Genomic DNA, 12,065 nt, shown 5'->3' with positions numbered 1-12,065 from the left:
GAATCAAGGCGGGGAAGCCCCTTGCGCGGCGGCCCCGTACCATAGGACATAGCCGTGGCGCGTCCGCCCGGCGGGCGTAAGAGGAACTGACGCCGCATCCCACGATCCGAGAGAAGCGCAAGCACCCATGCCCACGCGCCACGACATCCGTAACGTCGCCATCGTCGCCCACGTCGACCATGGCAAGACGACCATCGTCGACGCCATGCTCAAGCAGGCCGGTGCCTTCGCCGCCCACCAGCAGCTCGACGACCGCATGATGGACTCGAACGACCTGGAGCGTGAGAAGGGCATCACGATCCTCGCCAAGAACACGGCGGTGAAGTATCACCCCAAGGACGGCGGGGCCCCGATCACGATCAACATCATCGACACCCCCGGTCACGCCGACTTCGGTGGCGAGGTCGAGCGCGGTCTGTCGATGGTCGACGCGGTCGTTCTGCTCGTCGACGCCTCCGAGGGTCCGCTGCCGCAGACGCGCTTCGTGCTCCGCAAGGCCCTCCAGGCCCGGATGCCCGTCATCCTCTGCATCAACAAGACGGACCGCCCGGACTCCCGGATCGACGAGGTCGTCAACGAGACGTACGACCTCTTCCTCGACCTGGACGCGGACGAGGACCAGATCGAGTTCCCGATCGTCTACGCCTGCGGCCGTGACGGCATCGCCTCGCTGACCAAGCCGGAGGACGGCACCGTCCCCGCCGACAGCGACAGCCTGGAGCCGTTCTTCTCCACCATCCTGGAGCACGTCCCGGCCCCGTCCTTCGACGAGGACGCGCCCCTCCAGGCCCACGTCACCAACCTCGACGCCGACAACTTCCTCGGCCGTATCGCGCTGCTCCGTGTCGAGCAGGGCGAGCTGCGCAAGGGCCAGACGGTCGCGTGGATCAAGCGGGACGGCTCGATCTCCAACGTCCGCATCACCGAGCTGATGATGACCGAGGCGCTCACCCGCAAGCCGGCCGAGGTCGCGGGCCCCGGTGACATCTGCGCCGTCGCCGGTATCCCGGACATCATGATCGGCGAGACCCTGGCCGACCCGGAGAACCCGATCGCGCTGCCGCTGATCACGGTCGACCAGCCCGCCATCTCCATGACCATCGGTACGAACACCTCGCCGCTCGTCGGCCGTGGCGGCACCGGCAAGGGCGCGGAGGCGAAGTCCGCGGTCAAGGACCGCAAGGTCACCGCCCGCCAGGTGAAGGACCGCCTGGACCGCGAGCTCGTCGGCAACGTCTCGCTCCGCGTCCTCGACACCGAGCGTCCCGACGCCTGGGAGGTCCAGGGCCGTGGTGAGCTCGCGCTCGCCATCCTGGTCGAGCAGATGCGCCGCGAGGGCTTCGAGCTGACCATCGGCAAGCCGCAGGTCGTCACCAAGGAGGTCGACGGCAAGGTCCACGAGCCCGTCGAGCGTCTGACGGTCGACGTGCCCGAGGAGCACATGGGCGCGGTCACGCAGCTCATGGGTATCCGCAAGGGCCGCATGGACAACATGTCGAACCACGGCTCCGGCTGGGTCCGCATGGAGTTCGTCGTTCCGTCCCGTGGCCTCATCGGCTTCCGTACGGAGTTCCTGACCAACACCCGCGGTACGGGCATCGCCCACTCGATCCACGAGGGTCACGAGCCGTGGTTCGGCGCGCTGACGACCCGTAACAACGGCTCGCTCGTCGCCGACCGCGCGGGCGCGGTCACCGCCTTCGCGATGACCAACCTCCAGGAGCGCGGTGTCCTGTTCACCGACCCCGGCACCGAGGTGTACGAGGGCATGATCGTCGGCGAGAACTCGCGCTCCGACGACATGGACGTGAACATCACCAAGGAGAAGAAGCTCACCAACATGCGCTCCTCCTCGGCCGACTCCTTCGAGGCGATCGTGCCGCCGCGCAAGCTCTCCCTGGAGCAGTCCCTGGAGTTCTGCCGCGACGACGAGTGCGTCGAGGTGACCCCGGAGGCCGTGCGCATCCGCAAGGTCGTCCTGGACGCGAAGGAGCGCGGCCGCACCGCGTCGCGTGCCAAGAACGGCTGATCTGTGATCAGCGTCGCGTCGTGCTGACGACCGGCTGACACACGCTCAGACACGAGGCCCGGACCCCCGCACTGACTGTGGGGGTCCGGGCCTTTCGTCAAATCCATTTCATGGGCGGGGTGTCCGGATATCGGCCGTCGCTCTCCGGAACGTGTGTTAACGGTCCGTTTCGCGGGTGTCTGTCTGTGATCGCTTTGTCCGGATTTCGGTCTCAAGGCCCCTGGCGATGTTGTCAAAACGAGACCACTTAAGTGTGGTTTACGGGTCGGCCGTACTTAATAGTTGGCTGCATTGAGCTCGGGTCAATGGGTCACGCACTGTGGGGAGTGCCGACTCACGAGCACACTCGGGGTACATGGGTCAACGCCGTCAGGGGTGTCGGCGGACTCGAAGTGCCCTTCTTGTTGTGACAAGTGGACTCATGAGGAGGAACCCATGCGCGGTGCCAAGAGCGCCAAGTGGGTAGTGGGCGCGACCGTCGTCGCCCTGGCAGCGACCGCCTGTGGCGGGGGCAGTGGCAGTGACAAGGACAACGCCTCGAAGGAGAAGGGCAAGCCCGCGGGCTACGTCTCCATCGACGTCGGCGAGCCGCAGAAGCCGCTGATTCCGGCCGACACGAATGAGTCGCTCGGTAGCTACGTCATCCAGTCGCTCTTCACGCAGCTGCTGGACTTCGACGCCCAGGGCAAGATCGTCTACACCAACGCCGAGTCGATCAAGACGACCGACTCGAAGACGTGGACGGTCAAGCTGAAGGCCGGCTGGAAGTTCCACGACGGCACCCCCGTCACGTCGAAGTCCTACGTTGACGCGTGGAACTGGTACGCCAACATCGAGAACAAGCAGCAGAACGCCTTCTGGTTCGAGGACATCGCCGGCTACGCCGACGTCCACCCGGAGAAGGGCGCCCCGGCGAAGAAGGAGATGTCGGGCCTGAAGGTCGTCGACGACACGACCTTCACCATCGACCTCGCGAAGCCGGTCCCGTACTTCGAGTACAAGCTCGGCTACACGACCTGGGCCCCGCTGCCCGCGTCCTTCTACAAGGACCCCGCGGCCTTCGGTCAGAAGCCGGTCGGCAACGGTCCCTACATCTTCGAGAAGTGGGACCACAAGAAGCTCATCCAGGTCAAGGCCAACCCGGACTACCAGGGTCCGAACAAGGCCCAGAACAAGGGTGTCCTCTTCAAGAACTACGCGACCGTCGAGGCCGCGTACCAGGACCTCCTCTCCGGCAACCTGGACATGATCCGCCAGGTCGGCCCGAAGGACCTGCCGAAGTACAAGCAGGACCTCGGCGACCGCGCGATCGAGCAGCCGTACGCGGCCATCCAGAGCCTCGTCCCGACCTTCTACTCGAAGACCTTCAAGGGCATCAACCCGAAGGTCCTCCAGGGTCTGTCGATGGCGATCGACCGCGAGACGATCACGAAGACCGTCCTCAACGGCACCCGCCAGCCGGCCACCAGCTTCATCCCGCAGGGTGTCGCCGGTAAGCAGGACCTCCAGAGCGACGTCTTCAAGTTCAACCCGGCCAAGGCGAAGCAGCTCGTCACCGAGGGCGGCGGCGTTCCGGACAACAAGATCTGGATCCAGTACAACGCCGACGGTGGCCACAAGGAGTGGATCACCGCTGTCTGCGAGTCGATCCGCAACTCCACCGGTGTGGACTGCATCCCGGACGCCAAGCCGGACTTCCAGACCGACCTGGAAGCGCGTGACAACAACAAGGTCAAGGCGATGTACCGCGGTGGCTGGGTCGCCGACTACCCGGTGAACGTCAACTTCATGCGTGAGCTGTACGGCACGACGGCCGAGGCGAACAACGGTCGCTTCTCGGACCCCGAGGTCGACGCCGCGTTCAAGAAGGGCGACAACGCCAAGAGCCTGGAAGAGTCGATCAAGCTCTACCAGGAGGCCGAGAAGCTCGTCCTCACGAAGATGCCGGCGATCCCGCTGTGGGAGTACAAGATCAACGGTGGTCACTCCGAGGCTGTCGACAACGTGACCGTCGACTTCCACGGTGACTTCAACATCACCGAGGTCACCACCAAGTAACGAGCCCCACGGGCCCACCCCACATCGGCCGTCACCCCGCCACCGCAACTGGCGGTAGGCCCCCGGGGCCGGATCCCATAACCAGGGACCGGCCCCGGGGGCTGTAGGTATTCATATCGGAGGCAAACATGGGGCGTTATGTCGCGCGGCGACTGCTCCAGATGATCCCGGTCTTCATCGGGTCAACCTTGCTGGTCTTCTCCATGATGTACGCGCTGCCCGGCGATCCCGTGCGCGCGCTCGCGGGTGAGCAGACCGTCGACCCGGCGCAGATCGCTGCGATGAAGAAGGACCTCGGACTCGACCAGCCGCTCCTGGTCCAGTACGGGAACTACCTCGTCAACCTCTTCCAGGGCGACTTCGGCACGCAGATCGCCAGCGGGCAACCCGTCGCGGACATCATCGCGGACGCGTTCCCCATCACGATCAGACTCACCCTGTTCGCCTTCACCTTCACCGCGCTCGTCGGTATCTCCCTCGGTGTCTTCGCCGGGCTGAAGGCCGACACGCTCCGGGACCGCGGTCTGCTGGTCCTGACCCTGCTCCTGATCTCCGTCCCCTCGTTCGTCCTCGGCTTCCTGGCGCAGTACTTCTTCGCCCACCAGCTCGGCTGGGTCGACCCGAACGTGAGCGCCTTGGCGGAGTGGAACGAACTGATCCTGCCGGCGGTCGTGCTCGGTTCGCTGTCGCTGGCGTACGTCGCCCGCCTCACCCGTACCTCGATCGCCGAGAACCTGCGCTCCGACTACATGCGCACCGCGGTGGCCAAGGGCCTGCCGCGCCGCCGCATCATCGGCGTGCACCTGATGCGCAACTCGATGATCCCCGTCGTCACCTTCCTGGGCACCGACATCGGCGCCCTGATGGGCGGCGCGGTCGTCACCGAGGGCATCTTCAACGTCCAGGGTGTCGGCTACAACGTCTTCTCCGCGCTGCGCCACCGCGAGGGCGCCACCGTCGTGGGCATCGTGACCCTGATCGTGGTCGTCTATCTCGTCGCCAGCCTGCTCGTCGACCTGCTCTACGCGGTCCTGGACCCGAGGATCCGTTATGCCTGAGGCACTCAAGGAAGCTGTCGCCGAACAGCCCTCGGCGGGCGCGACCGCCGTACAGCCGGTCGAGAAGGCCGAGAAGCCGCGCAGCCTGTGGTCGGACGCCTGGCACGACCTGCGCCGCAACCCGATCTTCCTGGTCTCCGCGGTCCTGATCGTCGTCCTGCTGACCATGGCCGTCTTCCCCGGCCTGTTCACCAGCGCCGACCCGCGCCACGCGGACCTGGCCAAGCACTACCTCCAGAAGCCGAACTGGGGCAGCCTCTTCAACGAGGACTGGTTCGGCTACGACATCCAGGGCCGCTCGATCTACGCGCGTGTCATCTACGGCGCCCGCGCGTCGATCGCCGTCGCCGTCGTCGTCACCGTGCTCGTCACCGTCCTCGGTACGGTCGTCGGCATGCTCGCCGGCTACTTCGGCGGCTGGGCGGACACCATCCTGTCCCGGATCACGGACATCTTCTTCGGCGTCCCCTTCATCCTCGGCGCGATGGTCGTCCTGACCTCCTTCGAGGAGCGCAAGCTCTGGGTCGTCATCCTGGCCCTGGCCTTCCTCGGCTGGACCCAGATCGCCCGAGTCGCCCGCGGCTCGGTGATCACCATCAAGCAGGCGGACTACGTGATGGCGGCCAAGGCGCTCGGCGCCTCGACCACCCGGATCCTGCTCCGGCACATCCTGCCGAACGCCATCGCCCCGGTGATCGTCGTCGCCACCATCGCACTCGGCGGCTACATCTCGGCGGAGGCGACGCTCTCCTTCCTGGGTATCGGTCTCGCCGAGCCGACCGTCTCGTGGGGCGTCGACATCTCGTCCGGTCAGGAGCAGTTGCGGAACGCCGCGTACGTCCTGATCATCCCGTCGGTCATGGTGTCGATCACCGTTCTGGCGTTCATCATGCTCGGCGATGCGGTACGCAGCGCCCTCGACCCCAAGCTGCGCTGAGGAGGGCGTAACAACGTGAGCATCATCGACAAGACCGCGAGCGTCCCCGCCCCCCGTGGCGGCGACGAGTACACCGGGCCCCTGCTCGAAGTCCGGGACCTGCACGTGGAGTTCCACACCCGCGACGGTGTGGCCAAGGCGGTCAACGGAGTCAACTACAGCGTGAACGCGGGCGAGACGCTCGCCGTGCTCGGCGAGTCCGGGTCCGGCAAGTCCGTCACCGCTCAGGCCGTCATGGGCATCCTCGACATGCCGCCCGGCAAGATCCCCAAGGGTGAGATCTTCTTCCGCGGCACGGACATGCTCAAGATGTCCGACGAGGAGCGCCGGAAGATCCGCGGCCGGAAGATCGCGATGATCTTCCAGGACGCGCTCTCCTCCCTCAACCCGGTCCTCAGCGTCGGCTACCAGCTCGGCGAGATGTTCCGGGTGCACCACGGCCTCTCCAAGAAGGAGGCCAAGGCCAAGGCCGTCGAGCTGATGGACAAGGTCAAGATCCCGGCCGCCGCGGCCCGGGTCAACGACTACCCCCACCAGTTCTCCGGCGGTATGCGCCAGCGCATCATGATCGCGATGGCGCTCGCCCTGGAGCCCGACCTGATCATCGCGGACGAGCCCACCACGGCGCTCGACGTGACCGTCCAGGCCCAGGTCATGGACCTCCTCGCGGAGCTCCAGCAGGAATACAACATGGGTCTGATCCTGATCACCCACGACCTCGGCGTCGTCGCCGACGTCGCGGACAAGATCGCGGTCATGTACGCGGGCCGGATCGTCGAGACCGCCCCCGTGCACGAGCTGTACAAGCGCCCGGCCCACCCGTACACCCGGGGTCTGCTCGACTCGATCCCGCGCCTGGACCAGAAGGGCCAGGAGCTGTACGCGATCAAGGGCCTGCCGCCCAACCTGCTCCGCGTGCCGACCGGCTGCGCCTTCAACCCGCGCTGCCCCAAGGCCGACGACATCTGCCGCACGGAGATCCCGGCGCTCACGCCGGTCACCGAGCAGGACGGCACGGAGCTGCCCGGTCGCGGCAGCGCATGCCACTTCTGGAAGGAGACGATCCATGGCTGAGCTCAGCAAGAAGGACGAGGCCGCGGACGCGACTCCGAACGTCACCGAGGTGCACACGGCCGAGGTCGCCGGCGAGGCGGAGGCCGTGGCCGCCCTCGACGCGCCGGTCGAGCGCGGTGAGCCGATCCTGCAGGTGCGCAACCTGGTCAAGCACTTCCCGCTGACGCAGGGCATCCTCTTCAAGAAGCAGGTCGGCGCGGTCAAGGCCGTGGACGGGGTCTCCTTCGACCTCTACCAGGGCGAGACCCTCGGCATCGTCGGCGAGTCCGGCTGTGGCAAGTCCACGGTCGCCAAGCTGCTGATGACCCTGGAGCGGGCCACCGCCGGCGAGGTCTTCTACAAGGGCCAGGACATCACCAGGCTGTCCGGCCGCGCGCTGAAGGCCGTCCGCCGGAACATCCAGATGGTGTTCCAGGACCCGTACACCTCGCTGAACCCGCGTATGACGGTCGGCGACATCATCGGTGAGCCCTTCGACATCCACCCCGAGGTGGCCCCGAAGGGCGACCGGCGGCGTCGGGTGCAGGAGCTGCTCGATGTGGTCGGCCTGAACCCCGAGTACATCAACCGCTACCCGCACCAGTTCTCCGGCGGTCAGCGTCAGCGCATCGGCATCGCCCGCGGCCTCGCGCTCAACCCGGAGATCATCATCTGCGACGAGCCGGTCTCGGCCCTGGACGTCTCCGTCCAGGCGCAGGTCATCAACCTGATGGAGAAGCTGCAGGACGAGTTCAACCTCTCCTACGTCTTCATCGCGCACGACCTGTCGATCGTCCGGCACATCTCCGACCGGGTCGGCGTCATGTACCTCGGCAAGATGGCCGAGATCGGTACGGACACGCAGATCTACGACCACCCGACGCACCCCTACACCCAGGCGCTGCTGTCGGCGGTCCCGGTCCCGGACCCGGAGGCCCGCGCGAACCGCGAGCGGATCATCCTCACCGGTGACGTCCCCTCGCCGGCCAACCCGCCGTCGGGCTGCCGCTTCCGCACCCGGTGCTGGAAGGCGCAGGACAAGTGCTCCACCGAGATCCCGCTGCTGGCGATCCCGGAGCGTTTCCAGGGTCACGACACCCCGGCCGCGCACGAGTCGGCGTGTCACTTCCCCGAGGAGAAGGACGTCATCCACGCGGCGTAGCCTCCCCAGCCGTCCCCCGAGGGCGCTCCGGCCATGACGGCCGGGGCGCCCTCGGCGCGTTTCTCCCAACGGGTGTCGTAAAGGTGCATAGCGGTTTCCATGGGGTGATATTGGGGCCTATCTAATACTCGGGACCCTCAGGAGGCACCTGATGCGCGGAGCCACGCACGCCAAGTGGGCCGCACTGGCCGTCGCCGTCGCCCTTACGGTGACGGCCTGCGGCGGCGGAGGCGACGGCGGAGGCAGTGGCGCCGACGGAATCGTGAGCTCCTCCTGGGGTGATCCGCAGAACCCGCTGGAGCCCGCGAACACCAACGAGGTGCAGGGCGGCAAGGTCCTCTCCATGATCTTCCGGGGTCTCAAGCAGTACGACCCGAAGACCGGCGAGGCGAAGAACATGCTCGCCGAGAGCATCGAGACGACGGACTCGACCAACTTCACCGTCACCCTCAAGGACGGCTGGACCTTCTCCAACGGCGAGGCGGTCACCGCGAAGTCCTTCGTGGACGCCTGGAACTACGGCGCTTCGCTGAAGAACAATCAGAAGAACGCCTTCTTCTTCGGCCAGATCGAGGGCTACGACCAGGTCCACCCCGAGTCGGGCGAGCCGACCGCCGAGACCATGTCCGGTCTCAAGGTCGTCGACGACAAGACCTTCACGGTCAAGCTCACCCAGAAGTTCTCCACCTGGCCGGACACCCTCGGCTACGCCGCCTTCTCCCCACTGCCCCAGGCCTTCTTCGACGACCACGCGGCCTGGCTCGACAAGCCCGTCGGCAACGGCCCGTACACCGTCGGCTCGTACTCCAAGGGCTCGCAGATGGAGCTCCAGCGCTGGGACGGCTACCCCGGAGAGGACAAGGCGCAGAACGGCGGCGTGACCCTCAAGGTCTACACCGACAACAACACCGCCTACACCGACCTGACGGCCGGCAACCTCGACCTCGTCGACGACGTGCCCGCCTCCCAGCTCAAGAACGTCGAGGCGGACCTCGGCGACCGGTACATCAACGTCCCGGCCGGCATCATCCAGACCCTCGGCTTCCCGTTCTACGACCCGGCGTGGAACAAGCCGGGCCAGGAGAAGCTCCGCCAGGGCCTCTCCATGGCGATCAACCGCGAGCAGATCACCGACACGATCTTCCAGAAGACCCGCACCCCGGCCGTCGACTGGACCTCCCCGGTCCTCGGCGAGGAGGGCGGCTTCAAGGACGTCTGCGGCGACTTCTGCACGTACAACGCCGAAGAGGCGAAGAAGCTGGTCGCCGAGGGCGGCGGCATCCCCGGCGGCACGATGACAATCACGTACAACGCCGACACCGGCTCCCACAAGGAGTGGGTGGACGCCGTCTGCAACTCCATCAACAACGCCCTCGGCAACAACCGGGCCTGCGTCGGCAACCCGATCGGCACCTTCGCCGACTTCCGCAGCCAGGTCAGCACGCAGAAGATGAAGGGCCCCTTCCGGGCCGGCTGGCAGATGGACTACCCGCTCATCCAGAACTTCCTGCAGCCGCTCTACTACACCAACGCCTCGTCGAACGACGGGAAGTACACCGACCCGGAGTTCGACAAGCTCGTCGACCAGGCCAACGCCGAGTCCGACATCGCCAAGGCCGTCCAGACCTTCCAGAGCGCCGAGGAAGTCCTCCGCGACGACATGGGCGCGATCCCGCTCTGGTACCAGAACGGCAGCGCGGGCTACTCCGAGCGCGTCTCCAACGTGACCCTGAACCCCTTCAGCGTGCCCGTCTACGACCAGATCAAGGTCAACTGACGCAGCTCGTCGGCGTACGGCCCGGCCTGGCGATCACGCGCGAGCCGGGCCGTACGCCTTCCCCACACCCCCGGAGCCCCTCATGGGACGTTATGTGATCCGGCGTCTGCTGCAGATGATCCCGGTCTTCATCGGCGCCACCCTGCTGATCTTCCTGATGGTGAACGTGATGGGCGACCCCATCGCCGGCCTCTGCGGCGACCGCGCCTGCGACCCGGCGACCGCCGCCCAGCTGGAGAAGGAGTTCGGCCTCGACAAGCCCGTCTGGCAGCAGTACCTGATCTACATGGGCAACCTCTTCACCGGCGACTTCGGAACGGCCTTCAACGGCCAGCCGGTGACCGAGCTGATGGCGAGCGCCTTCCCCGTCACCATCAGGCTCACGATCGTCGCGATCCTCTTCGAGATCGTCATCGGCATCAGCCTCGGCGTGCTGACGGGCCTGAAGCGAGGCCGCCCGGTCGACACCTCCGTGCTGCTGCTGACGCTGGTCGTGATCTCGATCCCGACCTTCGTCACGGGTCTGCTGCTCCAGCTGCTGCTGGGTGTGGAGTGGGGGTGGATCAAGCCCGCCGTCTCGCCCGAGGCCCCCTTCAGCGAGCTGATCGTCCCCGGCCTCGTCCTCGCCTCCGTCTCCCTCGCGTACGTCACCCGGCTCACCCGGACCTCGATCGCCGAGAACAAGCGCGCCGACTACGTCCGCACCGCGGTCGCCAAGGGCCTGCCGCGCCGCCGGGTCATCACCCGCCACCTGCTGCGCAACTCGCTCATCCCGGTGATCACCTTCATCGGCGCCGACATCGGCGCGCTCATGGGCGGCGCCATCGTCACCGAGCGGATCTTCAACATCCATGGCGTCGGCTACCAGCTCTACCAGGGCATCGTGCGCCAGAGCACCCAGACCGTCGTCGGCTTCGTGACCGTCCTCGTCCTCGTCTTCCTGGTGGCCAACCTGATCGTCGACCTCCTGTACGCCGTCCTTGACCCGAGGATCCGCTATGCCTGAGCACCCCGAGCCGTTCGACGACGGCCGCGCCATCGACCACACGGGGGCGGGCGGCGCCACGGACCTCGCCATGGAAGAGGGCGAGTCCCTGGAGAAGACCCCGGGCGGCCCCCTGGGCACCGGCCCCGCGGGCAAGCCCCGCTCCCTGTGGTCCGACGCCTGGCACGACCTGCGCCGCAACCCCGTCTTCATCATCTCGGGCCTCATCATCGTCTTCCTGGTGATCATCTCCATCTGGCCCCAGCTGATCGCCAGCGGAGACCCCCTCCAGTGCGACCTCTCCAAGGCCCAGGAGGGCTCCCAGCCCGGCCACCCCTTCGGCTTCAACGGCCAGGGCTGCGACGTCTACACCCGTACGGTCTACGGCGCCCGGACCTCCGTGAGCGTCGGCGTCCTCGCCACCCTCGGCGTCGCGATCCTCGGCTCCGCCCTCGGCGGCATGGCCGGCTTCTTCGGCGGCGGCTCGGACGCCGTCCTGTCCCGGATCACCGACGTCTTCTTCGCCATCCCGGTCGTCCTCGGCGGACTCGTCCTGCTGTCGGTCGTCACCAGCAGCACGATCTGGCCCGTCATCGGCTTCATGGTGCTCCTCGGCTGGCCGCAGATCTCCCGCATCGCCCGCGGCTCCGTCATCACCGCCAAACAGAACGACTACGTGCAGGCGGCCCGCGCGCTCGGCGCCTCCAACTCCCGCCTGCTGCTGCGCCACATCACCCCCAACGCCGTCGCGCCGGTCATCGTCGTGGCGACCATCGCCCTCGGCACGTACATCTCGCTCGAGGCGACCCTCTCCTACCTGGGCGTCGGGCTGAAGCCGCCGACCGTCTCCTGGGGCATCGACATCTCCTCGGCATCGCAGTACATCCGCAACGCCCCGCACATGCTGCTCTGGCCGGCGGGCGCGCTCGCCATCACCGTGCTCGCGTTCATCATGCTCGGCGACGCGGTGCGCGACGCCCTCGACCCGAAGCTGAGGTAGGCGCCC

9 protein-coding genes are annotated in these 12,065 nt (G+C 66.9%); all 9 read left to right on the top strand.

The window, feature by feature from the left end:
- Nucleotides 1–127: 127 nt before the first annotated feature.
- On the top strand, nucleotides 128–2,029 hold the full coding sequence (gene typA, locus M5362_RS20335) for a translational GTPase TypA (protein WP_260229065.1): 1,902 nt from the start codon (nucleotides 128–130) through the stop codon (nucleotides 2,027–2,029).
- Between the two features lie 435 nt (nucleotides 2,030–2,464).
- Nucleotides 2,465–4,087 (top strand): ABC transporter substrate-binding protein, encoded by a 1,623-nt coding sequence (locus tag M5362_RS20330; protein WP_260229064.1) that lies wholly within the window; start codon nucleotides 2,465–2,467, stop codon nucleotides 4,085–4,087.
- Between the two features lie 128 nt (nucleotides 4,088–4,215).
- On the top strand, nucleotides 4,216–5,145 hold the full coding sequence (locus M5362_RS20325; protein WP_260229063.1) for an ABC transporter permease: 930 nt from the start codon (nucleotides 4,216–4,218) through the stop codon (nucleotides 5,143–5,145).
- Nucleotides 5,138–6,082: an ABC transporter permease gene (locus tag M5362_RS20320; RefSeq protein WP_260229062.1), complete on the top strand. Its 945-nt coding sequence runs from the start codon at nucleotides 5,138–5,140 to the stop codon at nucleotides 6,080–6,082. Before M5362_RS20325 ends, M5362_RS20320 begins: the two co-directional genes overlap by 8 nt.
- Nucleotides 6,083–6,097: 15 nt before the next feature.
- Complete coding sequence (locus tag M5362_RS20315) at nucleotides 6,098–7,156, top strand: ABC transporter ATP-binding protein (protein ID WP_260229061.1); 1,059 nt, start codon at nucleotides 6,098–6,100, stop codon at nucleotides 7,154–7,156.
- Complete coding sequence (locus M5362_RS20310; RefSeq protein WP_260229060.1) at nucleotides 7,149–8,297, top strand: ABC transporter ATP-binding protein; 1,149 nt, start codon at nucleotides 7,149–7,151, stop codon at nucleotides 8,295–8,297. The genes M5362_RS20315 and M5362_RS20310 overlap by 8 nt, the downstream gene beginning before the upstream one ends.
- Before the next feature lie 151 nt (nucleotides 8,298–8,448).
- Nucleotides 8,449–10,074 carry an ABC transporter substrate-binding protein gene (locus M5362_RS20305; protein WP_260229059.1) on the top strand — a complete coding sequence of 542 codons (1,626 nt, stop codon included), beginning with the start codon at nucleotides 8,449–8,451 and terminating at the stop codon, nucleotides 10,072–10,074.
- An 82-nt stretch (nucleotides 10,075–10,156) separates the two neighbouring features.
- A complete protein-coding gene (locus M5362_RS20300; protein WP_260229058.1) occupies nucleotides 10,157–11,080 on the top strand; it encodes an ABC transporter permease in 924 nt (307 codons plus the stop codon).
- Nucleotides 11,073–12,059 (top strand): ABC transporter permease, encoded by a 987-nt coding sequence (locus M5362_RS20295; protein ID WP_260229057.1) that lies wholly within the window; start codon nucleotides 11,073–11,075, stop codon nucleotides 12,057–12,059. Before M5362_RS20300 ends, M5362_RS20295 begins: the two co-directional genes overlap by 8 nt.
- The last annotated feature ends 6 nt before the right edge of the window (nucleotides 12,060–12,065 follow it).

The organism is Streptomyces sp. Je 1-79 (assembly GCF_025195125.1).
In the GTDB taxonomy this organism is placed as follows: Bacteria; Actinomycetota; Actinomycetes; order Streptomycetales; family Streptomycetaceae; genus Streptomyces.
This window is presented reverse-complemented; position numbering and strand designations above follow the sequence as displayed.

Bases quoted from the DNA above. Each gene is read 5' to 3' on its own strand.
- typA (WP_260229065.1), top strand. From the start codon at position 128: ATGCCCACGCGCCACGACATCCGTAACGTCGCCATCGTCGCCCACGTC.
- M5362_RS20330 (WP_260229064.1), top strand. From the start codon at position 2,465: ATGCGCGGTGCCAAGAGCGCCAAGTGGGTAGTGGGCGCGACCGTCGTC.
- M5362_RS20325 (WP_260229063.1), top strand. From the start codon at position 4,216: ATGGGGCGTTATGTCGCGCGGCGACTGCTCCAGATGATCCCGGTCTTC.
- M5362_RS20320 (WP_260229062.1), top strand. From the start codon at position 5,138: ATGCCTGAGGCACTCAAGGAAGCTGTCGCCGAACAGCCCTCGGCGGGC.
- M5362_RS20310 (WP_260229060.1), top strand. From the start codon at position 7,149: ATGGCTGAGCTCAGCAAGAAGGACGAGGCCGCGGACGCGACTCCGAAC.
- M5362_RS20305 (WP_260229059.1), top strand. From the start codon at position 8,449: ATGCGCGGAGCCACGCACGCCAAGTGGGCCGCACTGGCCGTCGCCGTC.
- M5362_RS20300 (WP_260229058.1), top strand. From the start codon at position 10,157: ATGGGACGTTATGTGATCCGGCGTCTGCTGCAGATGATCCCGGTCTTC.
- M5362_RS20295 (WP_260229057.1), top strand. From the start codon at position 11,073: ATGCCTGAGCACCCCGAGCCGTTCGACGACGGCCGCGCCATCGACCAC.